General features: G+C 57.1%; 12 protein-coding genes and 1 tRNA gene. 4 read left to right on the top strand and 9 right to left on the bottom strand.

Annotated features, from left to right (window positions below; all coding sequences use genetic code 11):
- Nucleotides 1-20: 20 nt before the first annotated feature.
- Nucleotides 21-992, bottom strand: coding sequence for a phosphatase PAP2 family protein (locus Q1A32_RS19325; protein WP_299656937.1), 972 nt, complete (start codon nucleotides 990-992; stop codon nucleotides 21-23).
- A gap of 16 nt (nucleotides 993-1,008) precedes the next feature.
- The gene (locus Q1A32_RS19320; RefSeq protein WP_299656934.1) at nucleotides 1,009-2,610 is read right to left on the bottom strand and encodes a hypothetical protein; all 1,602 of its coding nucleotides are present in this window, start codon (nucleotides 2,608-2,610) and stop codon (nucleotides 1,009-1,011) included.
- A gap of 289 nt (nucleotides 2,611-2,899) precedes the next feature.
- On the opposite strand from Q1A32_RS19320, the gene Q1A32_RS19315 reads away from it, so the two are divergent.
- Nucleotides 2,900-4,372, top strand: coding sequence for a hypothetical protein (locus tag Q1A32_RS19315; RefSeq protein WP_299656931.1), 1,473 nt, complete (start codon nucleotides 2,900-2,902; stop codon nucleotides 4,370-4,372).
- Nucleotides 4,373-5,515: 1,143 nt separating this feature from the next.
- Here the strand turns inward: Q1A32_RS19315 and Q1A32_RS19310 are convergent.
- The 3 genes from Q1A32_RS19310 to Q1A32_RS19300 all read right to left on the bottom strand — a co-directional run bounded on the left by Q1A32_RS19310 (nucleotide 5,516) and on the right by Q1A32_RS19300 (nucleotide 8,621).
- Nucleotides 5,516-6,913: a TRAP transporter large permease gene (locus tag Q1A32_RS19310; RefSeq protein ID WP_299656928.1), complete on the bottom strand. Its 1,398-nt coding sequence runs from the start codon at nucleotides 6,911-6,913 to the stop codon at nucleotides 5,516-5,518.
- Complete coding sequence (locus Q1A32_RS19305; protein ID WP_299613935.1) at nucleotides 6,913-7,542, bottom strand: TRAP transporter small permease subunit; 630 nt, start codon at nucleotides 7,540-7,542, stop codon at nucleotides 6,913-6,915. Before Q1A32_RS19305 ends, Q1A32_RS19310 begins: the two co-directional genes overlap by 1 nt.
- Nucleotides 7,543-7,604: 62 nt before the next feature.
- Entirely contained in the window at nucleotides 7,605-8,621 is a 1,017-nt protein-coding gene (locus tag Q1A32_RS19300; RefSeq protein WP_299613934.1) for a C4-dicarboxylate TRAP transporter substrate-binding protein, read from the bottom strand.
- 316 nt (nucleotides 8,622-8,937) lie between these two features.
- On the opposite strand from Q1A32_RS19300, the gene acs reads away from it, so the two are divergent.
- Entirely contained in the window at nucleotides 8,938-10,890 is a 1,953-nt protein-coding gene (acs, locus tag Q1A32_RS19295; protein WP_299656925.1) for an acetate--CoA ligase, read from the top strand.
- 82 nt (nucleotides 10,891-10,972) lie between these two features.
- Entirely contained in the window at nucleotides 10,973-11,980 is a 1,008-nt protein-coding gene (locus Q1A32_RS19290) for an AraC family transcriptional regulator (protein ID WP_299656922.1), read from the top strand.
- On the opposite strand, the gene Q1A32_RS19285 is transcribed toward Q1A32_RS19290, so the two are convergent.
- From Q1A32_RS19285 to Q1A32_RS19270, 4 genes are all read right to left on the bottom strand, one after another.
- Nucleotides 11,977-13,152 carry an FAD-dependent monooxygenase gene (locus Q1A32_RS19285; RefSeq protein ID WP_299656919.1) on the bottom strand — a complete coding sequence of 392 codons (1,176 nt, stop codon included), beginning with the start codon at nucleotides 13,150-13,152 and terminating at the stop codon, nucleotides 11,977-11,979. The two genes, Q1A32_RS19290 and Q1A32_RS19285, sit on opposite strands and share 4 nt — an antisense overlap.
- A complete protein-coding gene (locus tag Q1A32_RS19280; protein ID WP_299656916.1) occupies nucleotides 13,149-14,267 on the bottom strand; it encodes a CaiB/BaiF CoA-transferase family protein in 1,119 nt (372 codons plus the stop codon). Before Q1A32_RS19280 ends, Q1A32_RS19285 begins: the two co-directional genes overlap by 4 nt.
- Before the next feature lie 172 nt (nucleotides 14,268-14,439).
- Nucleotides 14,440-14,526: transfer RNA gene (locus Q1A32_RS19275), tRNA-Leu, on the bottom strand.
- Between the two features lie 122 nt (nucleotides 14,527-14,648).
- A complete protein-coding gene (locus Q1A32_RS19270; RefSeq protein ID WP_299656913.1) occupies nucleotides 14,649-15,983 on the bottom strand; it encodes a peptidoglycan-binding domain-containing protein in 1,335 nt (444 codons plus the stop codon).
- 194 nt (nucleotides 15,984-16,177) lie between these two features.
- Between Q1A32_RS19270 and Q1A32_RS19265 the strand changes: the two genes are divergently transcribed.
- Nucleotides 16,178-16,837, top strand: coding sequence for a DsbA family oxidoreductase (locus Q1A32_RS19265; RefSeq protein WP_299656910.1), 660 nt, complete (start codon nucleotides 16,178-16,180; stop codon nucleotides 16,835-16,837).
- Nucleotide 16,838: the final 1 nt, after the last annotated feature.

Here is a 16,838-nt window from a genome sequence, read left to right as displayed (position 1 = left end):
TTTTCAGTAGTTTGAGCTCGTCAGCTAATTACATCGTCCATGCTCAACTCAATTCGCAATAAGTTGCGTAAGGGCACAAGCGCCTCAAACTTTTCATATTGAACGTCGATTACTTCAAATACTTTACTTTTTTCAATGATGGCACGTCTAATGAAAGCAAGTGTCTGGCCACTATCACTGAATATATACTTGGCGAGCCTAAGCGAAATTATCCAAGAACCAATATTGTCCGATGGATAGTGGACACCAGCAAAAACCCGCCTATCTCCAAAATCGACTGCGTATTGAGCCAACTCTTCAAGCTGAACGGGTGAATAACTTACTGAACTAGACCTCCAGTATTCCTCGATTGCCGCACTGAAGAGTATTCCTTCAAGGCAGTGGCCACTACAAAAAGAAGAATGTCTGGCACTCAGCGCCGGGTAGTTTATGAAATCTTCCCGACCCAATATTAATGCAGCTTGGTGAGGTCGCACCCTCATGAACTCATTTTTGAACCAGAATAGTCCTGGAAGTTTTTTGCTACTGTAAGCGTCGTCTACCGCTGCGCGAGTTTTCTCAAACTGTTCTTGAGACAACCCTGACACGTAGTCTCTTAGGTTTATTGCTGCTGGTTGACTTGGTTTGTCTTCAACCAAGAATTGTTCAAGCTGAGTTGAACCAAATTCTGGGGAACTAATGACCGGGGCTTTGTCCCGAATGGTAGGAGCCGATCCTTGGAAGTTTTGGATAATTACGTCAAGTTCTGCTTTAATGATTTCCTCTGCCTCAACTATCGGAATCCCGTCCCAAGTCGGCCTCTGTCCTCCCCCACTTCTTCTAAGAAAAGGGCAAATCACATTGGAAAGATCTTTCCTTACTTGATCCCGCCAATCAAGAAACGCTTGCTTCCTATCGTCTTCGCTTAACTCAGGCATCCAATCACTCATCGGTTCTGAGCGGGACGCTAAACGTCGTATCGCAATTGAAAACAAACCGAATGGAGGCAACATAGCACAAGTCCTTGATTTAATTCATCGAATAAGTACGGCCAGTTCTAATGAATGCATTCCTAATTAGTTCGATACTATCCTTAGCTATGATCGGGTACGTCGGATTACTCAATGCATCCAATGAAAACTCCGGATCATACTTCCCAACCTCTCTCATCATTGATAACGAACCATCATAGTCACCGAGTGCAGCCATTGAACCAGTCAAGTGGCGCATAACAGGCAGTATTTTAGGAATCTTAGTCAGCACCCTCTTACCAACCTCAATTGCTTCTGCATGACGCCCAGTAGCCGCTGCGCACATCATGACCGAAGTATCGTAGTATGGCCGAAGCGAACTATGTCGACCCAAGCGGGATGCTTGGTGCGCAAATCTATATGCCGTCTCCGACTCGCCAGTGTACAAGGCATTCATCGCTGAGAAATCCCAAATTATTGGAAGCCCAGGAGCTAATTCGCGAGCTAGGTTGTGGTGTTCAGAAGCTTCGTGAAAATCCCGGAATACAAACCCGCAGACATGCCCAATTATGGCATGCACTACAGCATTTGTCGGAGCTGCATTCGTTGCAAGACTGCAAAGGCTTCGAGCCTTCTCAAAAAACGCGTTATCTAATCGCTCGTACCGTTCACCAACCCCAACCGCATATGAGAACGCACACCAAGCGGTAGCGACAGGGTGATTTCTTACCTTTGTGAGCTCCTCTAGATAGCGCCTTGCCGATTGTTGCCCCTCCAAAGAATGGCTCATGAGTTGATGCACAGCTTTGAAAATCGTTTCTGGTTGGCCAATTTGCTCGCTGGTTTCAAAGGCTGCAGTTTCAATCGCATCGGTAACTCCGGCCAAAATTTCAAACCTTGTCGCACTTCCGCTAGCAAGGTCGATTTCGGAAAAAGTCCGCCTTAGCATCGCCAGTACGCGATTTGTCCCAAATTCAACCACACGCACGCCTATTTCGACTAAGCCATGCCTGTACTGAAATTTCCAATGTATGAGTGCATCTCGCCGTAGCGATGGAGACGAAAGGCTTCGGCTTTGATCATCTTTCAAATTTCTTGCGTCAAATACGTCAACTAGGCCGCCGTTACATAGAAGATGAATGATATCTTCGATAAGATCATCTGAGTTAGTATCGTGGGTTACGGTTATACCGTTTACGACTGGGGGATTAACTACCACACAGGGCAATCTTGGCACTGAAACTGCAATATCTCGAACAGTCGCACCGACCCTAGCCATTGAAAGCCATTCTTCAAAACCCTGGTCTCTTACATCAGCTCCTTCAAAAAGCTCGAGACGGTTACTGTCTTCGTTGTTGATCCCCAAAATATAGTTTTGATTGAGCCAGATTGCGTCGGCATCAGCATCAATGAGTTGTTTTTCCTCTGGGAACGCCTTCCTGATCCGCCATAGTGCCTGCCGCAAGCTTGAGGATGCTTGCTTCTCCTGCCTGTCGCTCCAGAGATGTGCTTTGAGCCAATTCCGAGAACGCGCAAATCCAGGAGACATAGCAAGTAGAACGAGCAAGGCTCGCTCCTTTTGGCCATGCAGTAACACTTCATGGCCTTGTTCATCAGCGATCTTAAACAGACCAAAGATATTTATGTAATAGCCCGCCATCAAAGGGCCCCTATCAAATACAAGCCGCAGTATTCTCGACGCGACTACGTGTGTAAAGGTCGCAGTCCTAACGCCCTTGTTCCAACATCGGCTTCTCGGTGGGTCATCGCACGTTTTGCTGAACTACATTTTATGACTACCCCAAAAAAAACCACAATATATAGAGTCAGCTATCGAATTAACGCATCGTTAACACCCCAGAGACTCTCAAGTTACGAGGCACCTTCACTCTGAGCGTAGGTGGAGCTTTGAACTTCCATCCGAAAACGAATCAATCAGAGGGTGCAACATGTCACAGATTCAAGAAGTCGATGTCCTAAAGAACTGGAACTTATCAATTGATCACTTCTATTCAATCATTAAGTCGTCGCTAGGAGAGCTAGCGCCTAACGGCAAGTATCAAATTCAAGCTTCGGCCATTCCACTTGATGTATCGACTGAGTACGAGTGGTTTTCTCGAGGAATGATCAATCGTGCATTCAATGCTGCAATCGAACCTCAACCAACTAGTGATAGCCTTGGTAGCGGATTGCAACTTCGTTCAAAATTGTCAGATGAATACCGTTCATTTCTTTCAAAGGCACTTACGTTAGTTGAAACCAATGAGTTAGACGAGGAAATTCTGGAGCGAATCGACGAACTAGAGGTCGAAATTGAAAACCTAGGTGAAAAGGAAGAAAAAATCCAAGAGCGTCTTGGCGAAAAATGGGCAAGGTACGCTGAACTAAAGAAGATTGATCCGGGTGATTTAGCTGAGGAAACTCATTGGGTTCAGGGCCAACCAGAATCGTTTCGGCTAAAGGAAGTGCGAGAAAGACGGCTTCTCAAGTTGGCCCTTCAAGTAGGACTACGAGATCAAGAGTACGATGATGCTGATCACAAAGAGATATTGGAAGCGTATAAGAAGCTGATTAGCCCTGCCGCAACAATGCGCTATCCTCGCTTTGAAGACACTGCATATCCAGAAGAGCGCGACAAGTTTGGCGTTGTCTACTTTGCTTCGAAACCAGCACACGATTCCAACCTGTTCATAAATGAACATATGATGACACCTGCACTATCTATCCAGACAATTGCTAGTGCCGATTTTGGTCAACTCTCATCCGGTATCACAAGTGTTTCCGAAGCGTCGGAAAGCATCACCACGGATTGGAGCGCATCACTAAGCGTCGGATACGGGCCATTTAAATTTAAGTCACAGGTTTCTTCCCATGAACAGATTGAGGAAGAATTTGCCGCATCCAACGAGATGACCGTTAGCGTCGATGCCTTGATGGCCATACCTTACATAGCGGACACGTGGTTCACTCCTTCCATCTTTAAGAACTCACTCATCAAGCAAAACTTCAACTTGTTCGAACGCTGGCTTGGAGAGGACGGCACCTTAAAGATATTCCCCACGCATTTGGTTGTCTGTCGTGGATTGTCAGTCACATTTAAGAGCGAACAAGAATGGCAGTATGATTATGAAAAAGACTTCAAAGCCGGTGGATCTGCATCCGCTTCCGTCTTTGGGATAGGTTTCGGCGGAGGAGGTTCCTATCATAAGCACGTAGAACGCCAAAAGGTTGAAGCCCGAGGCCATGATCTTACTTTTTCTGATGGTCCCGACAACATTCGCATCATTGGTTATCATACCGTCATCAATGATGCCTTGGACGACATCTGGGATAGCAGAATCGAAGCGTTTGAGCGCGCAGATACCATGTCCGATCGGCATGTCGAAAGCCTCAAAGCGCGTGGAGTAATGGCCAATGACTGATTGGCGACACTCCGTTGCAGCCCTCACGTTTTTCGTGGGGGCATGCGATATCTACTTAGATGTTACCATTCAAACACCCACAGTCGAAGTTGTTGCAACTGAAGCGACTTTCAGTGAAAATCAAGGTGCGGCAGGTGGAGCAACCAACCAAACGAGAGAACTACGTCTTCCTATATGCGATCTCATGAGATGTGCTTCAGGGGATTGTGCTGCCGAGTTGTCAAACCAGTTGAGCGCGAGCACTTCAGAAACCTGGGAACTATTAGATGGAAGGCCAATTGAGGTTAGACAGTTTGTCCCGAATGGCTATTTCTTGACCATATCCACAACCGCCTCAGATAGGGCAATTTCGGAGAACTGGGCAAACTTGGCGTGCATTAGAGGTGATTTGAGTGCCGAAGGAGCATTGGCCAGTAGAACAAGGCAGTGCTTTCGTCACATGAGTAGGTGGGTTTTGGCATCAATTACTGACCCGGTTGAAATCCTAGGTTCTGAGCCAAGATATCGGGCAACTTGCCGCCGCCTTAGTTAGGGCACAGTAGGTTGAATCCTTGGTTGTGCCAGCGCATTTGGTCGACTTGCGTTTGTGACCGTCCATTTTTCTAGAACGGAAATACTGCTACAAATCTTCGTTACTTTTGTCCCGCATCTAAGGCATTGACCTCGAACGCAGCGACGGTCGACTTTGCACCGTAAATGAAACAGTTGTCTATCAAGGAGGGTCCCAAGGCCAACACGGATGGGCGTCACCCAGCCTCAAGCCGACCTTACACTCACTAAATCTTTGATCCGCGTGGCGCAGGACGAATGACCAAATGCCGTTGCAGGGTTAGCTAGGCTTCCAAGGCCTTCCGGTTTCAACGCCCTTCGATTTAATCAAGCTCACCCAACCGCCAAACACCCGACAGATCGCGCCAGAGGGCGATTTCACATTGCACATATGGTGCACACGACTTCGATTAACTATTTTAAATTAATAGTAAAACCGTCCAATCCATCATTGGGGCAACGGACAGGCGTGCAGCGCGGGTTATGTCGGCATGTGTGGCCATGGCGCGCGACATAAGCCGTGTGGTGGGTTTTGCCAAGCACAGAGGCGGTCAGCCCTCTCCTGCAGAACGCTTTGAACGGAGACGGGGTGAGTTACGCCAGTGACGGCAACCACAGAACGATCGCAGGGAAGGCAACAAGCAGAGCGATGGTGATGGCATCTGCGATGAAGAACGGGGTCACACCGCGGAACACATCCTGTACGCTCAGATCGTCGCGCACGCCTGCCACAACAAAACAGTTGAGGCCGATGGGCGGAGTGATCAGACAGAACTCGGCCATTTTGACCACCAATATCCCGAACCAGATGGCGCACATGGGGCCGGACATGCCAAAGGTGCTGTCCTCGGCGCTCACAAACTCGCCCCCGTTCAGCGCCATGACGGCCGGATAAACCACGGGCAGGGTCAATAGCAGCATACCGATGGCGTCCATGAACATGCCCAACACCGCATAGGCCAGCAGGATGCACACGAGGATCAGCATGGGCGACACGGTCAATGACGTGATCCAGTCCGAGAATGCGCCCGGCAGGTCGGCAAACCCGAGAAAGCGCACATAGATCAGAACGCCCCAGATGATGGTGAAGATCATCACCGTCAGCTTGGCGGTCTCGATCAACGCGTCCTTCAATTCGTTCAAGCGCATGCCGCGATAAAGCGCCATGAGAAAGACGATGAAGGCCCCCACGGCCCCGCCTTCGGTCGGGGTGCCCCACGCGTCTCCAAAGGGGTTGTAGACGAAGAAGATGATGATCACGACCACGGCCACGATGGGCAGCGCGGGCGGCAGGGCGAGAAAGCGTTCTTTCCACGTGAAGCCTGTCACAGGCGGGCCCACGGTCTTGAAGATGACCGCGATGCCGATGATCAGAACCGCGTAGACGATCGCTGAGAACGCACCGGGAATGAACCCGGCGAGCAGCAGCTTGCCCACGTCCTGTTCGACGATGATGGCGTAAATGACAAGGATGGCCGAGGGCGGGATCAGCGACGCCAACGTGCCACCTGCGGCCACCACGCCCGCCGCGAATTGCTTGTTATAGCCGATCTTGAGCATCTCGGGGATGGCGATGCGGGCGAAGACGGCAGCCGTGGCGACGGACGCCCCCGACACGGCGGCAAAGCCTGCGGTCGAGAAGACGGTCGAGACGGCCAGACCGCCTGGCACCCATGCGATCCACTTCTTGGCGGCATCGAACAGCGCCGTGGTCAGCTTGGCATAGTAGGCGAGATAGCCGATCAGGATGAATGTCGGGATCAGCGACAGCGCATGGGCCGACACTTTGGAATGGGGCACCTGCCCTGCAACCTTAACGCTGATTTCCAGCGCCTTTCCAAAGCGTCCTGGATCATAGTTGAAGCCGTTCCAGCGCAGCCAGACAAGACCCACGAACCCTGCCAGACCGGCGGCAAAGGCCACGCGCATCCCCAGAAAGACAAGGCACAGCATGCCGCCCGTGGTCCACAGGCCAATCGTGATCGGATCCATCAGTCTGCTCCGTCCAGGGCTTCGGCTTCGGCGCGGGCCTGGGCTGCCACCGATTGGATCAGCGGCACCGCCACCGGGCTTTCAAGGTTGAGCCAGAAGGCGCGCGCATAGCCCACGGCCTGCAACACCAGCCGCGCGCACAGGACGGCAAAGGCGACCGGTACAATCAGCTTGGACGGCCAGATGGGCAACGACACGTCAATCGAACTGTCGCGGCTGCAAAAGGGTCGTGCGCAGTCAAAGGAGCGGTCGAAATGCGCCCACGCGCCCCACACAAGGGCGATCATCAGCACAAGCATCAAAAGCACCATCACTAGTTCGACGAACCACAAGAGCCGCCCACGCATCGCGCCCACGATGATGTCCATGCGGATATGGCCGCCGTTCCGCTGGACATAGGACACGCCCATAATCGCGATCAACGGCATCAGTGCTTCGATGTAGTCGACATATCCCAGCAGCGGTTTTTCAAAGAATTCGCGGGCCGACACCGAATAGGCGGCAAGGAACATCAGGGAAAACGCGGCAATGCCGCTGAGCAGGGCCATGACTTTTTCGATGGGCACAAGTCCCCGGTCCAAACGGCTCAGAAGGCTCGAATCTTCGAGCACCGTGGATGCACCTGCCATGCCTGCCCCCTGTTTTTATAGCGTGTACGGGGCAGACCAAACGGCCTGCCCCGCCAATCGGCTTAGCTGCCGCCTTTGGCGTCGGCCAGTGTCTTCACGACCAGATCATACAGCTCCTGACCGGGCAGGCCCTGGCCTTCCATGTCGGCGATCCACTGGTCGCGGATCGGGTCAGCGGCCTTGGACCGGAACTCTGCGATCACGGCGTCGTCGATTTCGACCTTCTGCACGCCCTTTTCTTCCAGCACGCTGTCCCAGCGCTCCAGCAGTTCGGCGTAGTTGGCAAGGTAGTGGTCCAACGCCTCAGGCACCGAGCTGTCGAGGGCCGCCTTGTGTTCGTCCGACAGGCTGTCATAGGCGTCGATGTTCACCACCACAGGGCAGTTCACGGTGCCGGGGTTCAGGTTGGCGGTCCACCAGTCGGCCTGGTTGATTGTGCCGAAGGACAGGTGCGCGTGCTGGGCAAAGGCCACCGTGTCCACAACACCTGATTCCATTGCCTGATAGGCTTCGGTTGCCGTCACCGACGTGGGCACACCGCCCACGGCCGAAAACGCATTGCCGATGCCGCCGGTAGCCCGAACGCGCATGCCTTCGAAATCGGCCAGATCGTCACGCGGATCGCCGGTGCCCACAAGATTGTATTGCGGCATGGGCGAGGTCATCAGCAGCTTGGCGTTCCACTGCGCCATCTCTTCAGCGGCAGCGGGGTGGGCATAGACGGCCGAGGAGACGGCCACTTCTTGTTCGAGGTTTTCGACCCCCAGGAACGGCAGTTCCAGCACGGTGATCACGCGGTTCTTGTCGCGGTGATAGCCTGCGCAGAACTGCGCCATCTCGAAGGCTCCGATGGAAATCCCGTCAAGGTTTTCGCGGTTCTTGGACAGCCCGCCATAGCTGATGTTCATGGTGAACTCGCCATTGGTCTTTTCGCTGACCAGTTCGGCGAGTTTTTCGACATGTTCGGTAAAGGCGCGGCGCTTGCCCCAGACCGACACGTTCCATTCGGTGGCTGCGGCTTCGAGCGCAAAGGTGCACGACACGGCGGCAACGATGCCGCCTACTGCGATCTTGTTCATGATGTTTCTCCCTTGATGCGAGACGTGGTGGCCCGCTTGATGGGGAAGCTAGCGTGGTGATGCGGGTCTGCCAAGGGGATGTCGATCCAGACCGCGCCCAGCCTTGCCCACTGCCACAGCCATGCCCGCAGAACAGCCACACTCGGCTCAGATCAATTCTCACCGGTTTGCCGCGCCCAGCTTGTTCACTTCTTTGTCGCTTTGCGTATGATCACCGCCAAAGCGGAGGAGGACCGCACGACGCGTATCACAGCCATGGAGGATGGCAGATACGTCACGCCCCTCTTTGACACGACACCACGACCCGGGAGGAACCATGTCCGTCACCAAAACCCACGCGCCCAATCCTTATCTGGCGGCAAACGCCCATGTGGATGCCGCGAAATACGATCAGATGTATGCCGCATCTATCGCTGATCCAGTCGCCTTCTGGGGCGAGCATGGCAAGCGCATTGACTGGATCAAACCCTACAGCCAGGTCAAGGACGTGTCCTATGACTTTGGCAATGTGAACATCAACTGGTACGCCGATGGCACTCTGAACGTGGCCGCAAACTGCATTGATCGGCACCTTGCCACACGGGGCAACCAGACGGCGATCATCTGGGAACCTGACAGCCCTGAGGACGATGCCAAGCACATCACCTATACCGAACTGCATGCCGAGACGTGCAAGATGGCCAACGTGCTCAAGGGATTGGGCGTGGGCAAGGGCGATAGGGTGGTGATCTACATGCCGATGATCCCTGAGGCCGCCTATGCCATGCTGGCGTGCGCGCGCATCGGCGCCATCCACTCCATCGTGTTTGCGGGATTCTCGCCTGATGCGCTGGCGGCGCGTGTGTCGGGCTGTGACGCGAAGGTTGTCATTACGTCCGACGGTGCCCCGCGCGGGGGCCGCGTGACCAACCTCAAGGACAACGTGAACCAGGCGCTGATCAACGTGATGCACGACACGCACTGCCTTGTGGTCCAGCGCACCGGCCAGCAGATTGCCTGGCGCGACGGGCTGGATCACTGGCTGCACGAAGAGACGGCCAAGGTCGATGCCGACTGCCCGCCCGAAGAAATGGGGGCCGAAGACCCGCTTTTCATCCTTTATACCTCAGGCTCGACCGGTCAGCCCAAGGGCGTGGTGCACAGCACGGGCGGCTATATCGTCTATGCAGCACTCACCCACGAGATCACATTCGACTACAAGGACGGCGATATCTACTGGTGTACGGCGGATGTGGGCTGGGTCACGGGCCACAGCTATATCGTCTATGGCCCGCTGGCCAACGGCGCCACGACGCTCATGTTCGAAGGCGTGCCCACCTACCCCGACGCCTCGCGCTTTTGGCAGGTCTGCGAAAAGCACAAGGTGGCGCAATTCTACACAGCGCCCACCGCCATCCGCGCGCTTATGGGCCAGGGCAACGACTATGTCACCAAATGCGACCTGTCCTCTCTCAAGCTGTTGGGAACGGTCGGCGAACCCATCAACCCCGAAGCGTGGAACTGGTACAATGACGTGGTCGGCGGTGGGCGCTGCCCCATCGTCGACACATGGTGGCAAACCGAAACCGGCGGCCACCTGATGACCCCCCTGCCCGGTGCCCACGCCACCAAACCGGGTGCCGCCATGAAACCGTTCTTCGGCATCAAACCCCTTGTCCTGGAACCTGCGAGCGGAGAGATCATCGAAGGCAACGGGGTCGAAGGCGTGCTGGTCATCGCCGACAGCTGGCCGGGCCAGATGCGCACGGTCTGGGGCGACCACGAACGGTTCGAGAAAACCTATTTCTCCGACTACAAGGGCTACTACTTCACCGGCGACGGCTGCCGCCGCGACGAAGACGGCGATTACTGGATCACGGGTCGCGTCGATGACGTCATCAACGTGTCGGGCCACCGCATGGGCACGGCCGAGGTGGAAAGCGCACTGGTGGCCCATGCCAAAGTCGCCGAGGCCGCAGTGGTCGGCTATCCGCACGACATCAAGGGCCAGGGCATCTACTGCTATGTCACGTTGATGAGCGGTGAAGAGCCTACGGAAGAATTGCGCACTGAACTGCGCACCTGGGTGCGTCAGGAAATCGGTCCCATCGCCTCACCCGATCTGATCCAATGGGCCCCCGGCCTGCCCAAAACCCGCTCGGGCAAGATCATGCGCCGCATCCTGCGCAAGATCGCCGAGGATGATTTCGGCGCACTCGGCGACACCTCGACCCTTGCCGATCCGTCCGTGGTCGACGATCTGATCGAAAACCGGATGAACAAGGGCTAGGCCACCAGCAAACCCCGCCATTGCACTTGCAAACCGCGCCAAACCTCTGGCGCGGTTTCTGCATTCGCGGCACAGTGCGTCCATGACCGCGTCCCACGACACCCACTACAAGATTGCCCGCACGACCGAACAACTCTGCGGCCTTCTGCACGTGGAGCCCGTCGCCGTCATGCGACGAATGCGCTTTCCACCGGACTTCCTGCAAAATGAAGGGCGCGGCGTCACCGCCCGTCACTACTTCGCGGGATGGAATGCCATCCTTGCCGAAGCCGATCGCGACGACACCCCGTTGTTTCTGGGCCGTGCCTATGCCCGCGGCCCGTTCAACCCGGCCTTCTTCGCCTTCACCTGCAGCCCCACTGTGGCCATCGGCCTTGAACGTCTGTCCCTGTTCAAACCGCTGACGGGCCCTCTGTTTCTCGGCCTCAAGCGCGGACCGGATCGATCGCTTGAGATCACCAAGACCTCGAACCAGCCCGCGCTGCCCCTGCCCGCCAGCTTCGCCGCGACCGAACTCACCTTCCTGATGGAAGCCATACGCGCCTGCACGGGCCGCCATATCGTGCCATTGTCGGCGCGGCTTCCCGAACGCCTGCCGTGCCATGACGCACTCGAAGCGTTTCTTGGCATCGCCATCGACACCGGTGGCACCACCCGCATGGACCTCCGACCCGAAGATGCCGAGCGCAAACTGCTCTCTGCCGACCCGGCCCAATGGGCGCAACTCGAACCGGGCTTCAAGCGGCAGATACAAGCGCAGACAGCACAACAGGCTGTCGCCGCCCGCCTGCGCACCACATTGGCCGAGATGCTGCCCGCCGGCGAGGCCAGCATCGACGCCGCCGCCCGCCGCATGCGGCTTAGCACCCGCAGCCTGCAACGGCGCCTGCGCGACGAGGGCACCACCTTTCAAAAGGTGCTCGACAGCACCCGCACGGACCTTGCCCGCACCTACCTGACCTCGACCGAGCTGAACGTGGCCGAAATCAGCTACCTGCTGGCCTACCGCGATCCAAATTCGTTCTACCGGGCCTTCAGCACGTGGACAGGCCAGACCCCTCAATCGGTGCGCGAGGGGGCCCGGCCCTAACCCGTTCGGGTCACATCGTGACGGTACACCCAGTCCTGCCGGGCATGGATCAGGCCCGGCGCAATGCGGGCCCCCAGCGCCATCGGCCCGTAAAACCCGATCCGGCCCAGGCCCGACGCCTTGTGAAACATCCGCGCATTCGCCGCTGACCCGGCCTGTATCCGCGACACACGGTCGATGCGCAGGTCGAAATAGCGCTGCAATGCCCCTGCCACATCAGCCGCCCCGTCCAACACGGCGGCCAGAGTCCACGCATCCTCCAGCGCCTGCACCGCGCCTTGGGCCATGGACGGCAACATTGGATGCGCCGCATCGCCCAGAAGTGTCACGCGCCCCTCATGCCAGCGCGGCAACGGCGCGCGGTCAAACAGGGCCCATCGGTTCAATACAGGGGCCTTCGAAATCAAACCCGCGATGATGGGGTCCCACCCGGCAAAGGCGGCCATGGCATCGTCCCTGCTGCCCTCAATCCGCCACCCCTCGGGCGACGGGTTCGGTTCCTCCACCATGCCGACGAAATTCGCCAGTCGGCCGGCCCGCAACCGCGTGGTCACCGCATGGCGCTTGTCGCCCGCCCAGACACAGGCCGTGGGCGGCGGCGGCGCAGGCAATTCCGTCAAAGGCACCACGGCCCGCCACGCCACATTGCCGGTATAGCGCGGCGCATCAGGCCCCAGCATCTGCTGGCGGATCACGGAATGCAGCCCATCTGCCCCCACGACCAGATCACCGGCCACGCGCGTTTCATCCTCAAACAAGACGGCTCCGTCCGGCGCATATCCCGATACAGCCCGGCCTGTCTGTACAGCCTCAGGCGCCAATTCCGACAACCGCGCGGCAAGCGCATTGACCAGATCAGCCCGATGCACATGCAGATACGGCGCACCCCAGCGCTGACGCGCATATCCCTTCATCGGCAAGCGGAAAACGCGGGTGCCCGAGACACCCAAACGCATCTCGATTGCCTCAGGCTCGAACATTGTGTCTGCCAGATACGGCGACACCCCCAGCGCATCCAATACGCGCCATCCGTTGGGTGAAATCTGCAATCCCGCGCCCACCTCGGTCAACGCCGAGGCCTGCTCAAACACGGTCACATCCCAACCGCGCAAGCGCAAAGCAATGGCAGCAGACAGTCCGCCAATCCCGCCGCCGACGATCAGCGCTTTCATGTCAAAACGCCTTCGGCCTTCAGCGCCGCCACCCGCGCGGCATCATAGCCTAGTTCCAAAAGCACAGCCTGCGCATCCGCCCCCGGTGCAGCAGGAGGCACAGGCACGCGCGGCACGCTGTCACTGAAGCGCGGCGCAGGTGCGGCCTGCCAGACCTCTCCCGGTGCCACATAGGTGCCACGCGCAGCCAAATGCGGATCGGACCGCGCTTCTTTTATTGTCAGGACTGGGGCCACGCACGCGTCAGTGCCCGCGAACACTTTCGCCCAAGCATCCCGCGACTTGCCGACAAAAACCTCCTCAAAGCGCGCCGTCAACATAGGCCATCCCGCGCGATCATTTTGATCCGGCAATTCTGCCCCCTCCAGACCCAACCCCGCCAACAAGGCTGCATAAAACTGTGGCTCCAGCGCCCCCACTGCGACATCGCGATCATCGGCACAGCGGTAACACCGATAAAACGGCGCCCCTCCGTCCAGCCAGTTTTGCCCCGGCCTGTCGGTCCAGAACCCGGACGCCATGAACCCATGCAACAGCCCCATCATCGCGGGCACGCCATCAACCATGGCCGCGTCGACGACCTGCCCCTTGCCCGTCCGGCCCCTCGCAATCAGGGCAGAGAGCACGCCAAAGACCAGAAACATTGACCCACCGCCATAATCGGCCACAAGGTTCAAGGGTGGGCGCGGCGGTCCATCGGGCGTGGCAAGCAAGCTCAAAACACCGGTCTGCGCCAGATAGGTCAGGTCATGCCCCGCAGTCTGGGCCAGCGGTCCCTCCTGCCCCCATCCTGTCATACGCCCAAAAATAAGAGTGTCGGACACATCGGCAGGCCCAAGGCCCAAACGCTCCATCACGCCGGGTCGAAACCCTTCGATCAGGATATCAGCCTGCGCCAGCAGATCCTGCGCAATTTCCAATCCCTCGGAAGACTTCAGGTTCAACGCCACCGATCGCTTGCCGCGTCGGTTCACGTCATACGGATCGGCTGGGCCAGAGACACGGTCGATAACCACCACATCGGCCCCCATATCGGCCAAGAGTTGCCCTGCCAGAGGCGCAGGTCCCAACCCAGCGAATTCGATGACCTTCACACCATATAGCGGTCCGTCCATCCCGTGCGTCTCCCGTTCCATCGGCACCATGCAAGCACAGGCCAACCGGCAGCGAAACCGCAAAAGCGGCAGCATAATGCGTGAAGTAAGGACGGAATCTTAGGGAAGCGGGGTGAACGAAAGGCTTTGAGCCACGTCTGCCTCAAGTCACCAAAGGCAATGGGCAAAAAGTTGGTGCGGCCGGCGAGACTCGAACTCGCACGAGTGTTACCTCACAGCGACCTCAACGCTGCGCGTCTACCAATTCCGCCACGGCCGCACGCCTTGACTTGGTAGGCGGTCTTTAGCCGCGAACGCGCGCGTTGCCAAGGGCGAAAACCCAAAGAAAAAACCGGGGCCCGTTTTTGGCCCCGGTTTCCTCATTTCACATTGTGATGTGTGTCAGTCGCTGGCCAAACCAAAGGTCGGCAAGGACGCAGGTTGCACGGTCGGTTGTGTGGGTGCGACAAGTCCGGAATTTGACGTGCCCAGCTGTAAAGATGCCTGACGCAGCAATTCCACACGCTCCGGCTGACCGGGGGCGAAGACGGCAGGCGCGCCCGCATCGACAGCTTTCAGACCTTCGGCATACCAGACCCGGGCAGAGTCGACGCGCGGTGCGGTGCCGAACCCTTGGGCAAGGTGGTGGCCCATGATCTCACCATAGACATGATCACCCATGGCAAACAGCATCAGGGCTGACCCAAGTGCGACATCCATGTTGTCCGTCCGGTATCCCACGCCCATGCAAATCTGGGCTGTGCCCTTGAGTTGAGCGGGCGACATTCCGGTGGTCAGGATGAAACCGGCGACGTCCTGAACCACCTCAGGCTGGGACTTGAGGGCCAGAGCGGCGACGTAGGGTTGCATGGCCGGACCAAACTGTTCGCATTGCGCGGCAATCTGATCAGGCGTGAACCCCTGCACCTTGGAAATCATCTCTTCACTGCTGGCAATGGCATAGGTCCGGGCCAGGCAGAACTGTTCGTTCAGCGCAACTTTAGGATCGGTCATGGCCGCAGCGGTGGTGAAGCCGCCATTCGTGTTGGTCAGCAGCGACACGGTGTTGCAATGCGATGCAAGGGATGCGGTTGCGCCACCGCCAAGGAAGTTGGGCAGACCTTGCGCTTCCGGCTCGGCCTTTGCCACTGCGACAGGCGCTTCAGCATCGGGGGCGGCAGCAACAACCGTCGTGGTTGTCGTTGTGCCAACGGTCGGTGCTACGGGTTGAGGCGCCACAACGATTGTTGTGGCGGGCGCTTGCTGCGGAAAGGCCGGCTGCGTCGGTTGCCCGGCCAGTTCGGCCCGGTAGGATTTGAGCAGGCCGCGGGTGCCATCAGGTGTGGATGCGATCTGCTGGTTGACGGCGTATCCGCCCGCCTGTGCACGGTTGTAGGAACTGATCAGCAGGTTTTGCTCAAACGGGGTCAACTGACCGGTCGACGGATAACCGAGATAAGCCTGGTACGCCGACACAGCATTGCGCGATCTGCGCCCGAGTTGGCCATCGACTGTCCCGGCATTGAAGCCGAAGTAATTCAGTGAGGCCTGGATTTCGCGGCCTTCCTGCGTCGACGGCAGACGCGGCTTGTAGGTTTTGCGCGTATAGGTGCGCTGCGTCGCTTTTCTGCGTTGGTTCTGCTTCGTGGCTGCATGACCGACAATGCCGCCGATAATTGCACCGGCAACGAAATCACCAGCGTCCGCTGTTGCACGCGATGCGGGAACAATGGCCATCGATAAAATGACACAAGACGTTGCAATGGACTTTGTAAACATAATGGACCTCCAGATATGCGCACATGTTATCAAGTCGCGGCCCGTTGGGGAGTCATTATTTCCCTACCTTGGCTGGAAAACAGGCAAGTGCTTGAAACTTTGCGGTCGCGGGGTGATGTAACATGCACATCCGCATGTCAGGACACGTGAAAATGGCCGAATCCCCAGAAAATGTCATCGATGTCGACATCGTCTCGGACGTCATGTGCCCTTGGTGCATCGTCGGATTTCGCCAATTGGAGCAAGCACTGGGTGTGACAGGCATGGGCGCACGGGTGCGTTGGCACCCGTTTGAGTTGAACCCGGCCATGCCAACCGAAGGGCAGAACCTGGCAGAACACATAGCGGAAAAATACGGCTCTTCCCCCGAACAGTCGGCGCAGAACCGGGCGCATCTGCAAGCGCTGGGGCGAAGCCTTGGCATCGATTTCGTGTTTTCGCCCGACAGCCGCATCGTCAACAGTTTTGACGCGCATCAACTCTTGGACTTCGCATTGGCGCAAGGGTTGCAGCACCCGCTGAAAATGGCGCTGTTCCGTGCCCATTTCACCGAAGCGCGCGATGTTTCGGACCGGGCAGTGTTGCTTGATGTAGCGGAGGGCGTCGGCCTCAACCGGGCGGACGCCGAAGAGGTCCTGGCCAGCGGTGCCCTTGCCGCCACGGTACGGGAGAAACAGGCGTTCTGGACTTCGCGCGGCATCTCGGGCGTGCCGTCCATGGTTTTTGGCGGCAAATACTTGGTCACGGGGGCGCAAGGGGCTGAAAATTGCGCGCAGATACTGCGCAAACTGGCCGAGGAAGAGGCGGCCTGAG

The sequence above is a fragment of the uncultured Tateyamaria sp. genome (assembly GCF_947503415.1).
In the GTDB taxonomy this organism is placed as follows: domain Bacteria; phylum Pseudomonadota; class Alphaproteobacteria; order Rhodobacterales; family Rhodobacteraceae; genus Tateyamaria.
This window is presented reverse-complemented; position numbering and strand designations above follow the sequence as displayed.

What these genes read in the sequence shown, in the direction of transcription:
- Q1A32_RS19280 (WP_299656916.1), bottom strand. Translation starts at nt 14,267, where the DNA reads ATGGACGGACCGCTATATGGTGTGAAGGTCATCGAATTCGCTGGGTTG.
- Q1A32_RS19310 (WP_299656928.1), bottom strand. Translation starts at nt 6,913, where the DNA reads ATGGATCCGATCACGATTGGCCTGTGGACCACGGGCGGCATGCTGTGC.
- Q1A32_RS19290 (WP_299656922.1), top strand. Translation starts at nt 10,973, where the DNA reads ATGACCGCGTCCCACGACACCCACTACAAGATTGCCCGCACGACCGAA.
- Q1A32_RS19300 (WP_299613934.1), bottom strand. Translation starts at nt 8,621, where the DNA reads ATGAACAAGATCGCAGTAGGCGGCATCGTTGCCGCCGTGTCGTGCACC.
- Q1A32_RS19315 (WP_299656931.1), top strand. Translation starts at nt 2,900, where the DNA reads ATGTCACAGATTCAAGAAGTCGATGTCCTAAAGAACTGGAACTTATCA.
- Q1A32_RS19265 (WP_299656910.1), top strand. Translation starts at nt 16,178, where the DNA reads ATGGCCGAATCCCCAGAAAATGTCATCGATGTCGACATCGTCTCGGAC.
- Q1A32_RS19325 (WP_299656937.1), bottom strand. Translation starts at nt 992, where the DNA reads ATGTTGCCTCCATTCGGTTTGTTTTCAATTGCGATACGACGTTTAGCG.
- acs (WP_299656925.1), top strand. Translation starts at nt 8,938, where the DNA reads ATGTCCGTCACCAAAACCCACGCGCCCAATCCTTATCTGGCGGCAAAC.
- Q1A32_RS19320 (WP_299656934.1), bottom strand. Translation starts at nt 2,610, where the DNA reads ATGGCGGGCTATTACATAAATATCTTTGGTCTGTTTAAGATCGCTGAT.
- Q1A32_RS19305 (WP_299613935.1), bottom strand. Translation starts at nt 7,542, where the DNA reads ATGGCAGGTGCATCCACGGTGCTCGAAGATTCGAGCCTTCTGAGCCGT.
- Q1A32_RS19285 (WP_299656919.1), bottom strand. Translation starts at nt 13,152, where the DNA reads ATGAAAGCGCTGATCGTCGGCGGCGGGATTGGCGGACTGTCTGCTGCC.
- Q1A32_RS19270 (WP_299656913.1), bottom strand. Translation starts at nt 15,983, where the DNA reads ATGGCCATTGTTCCCGCATCGCGTGCAACAGCGGACGCTGGTGATTTC.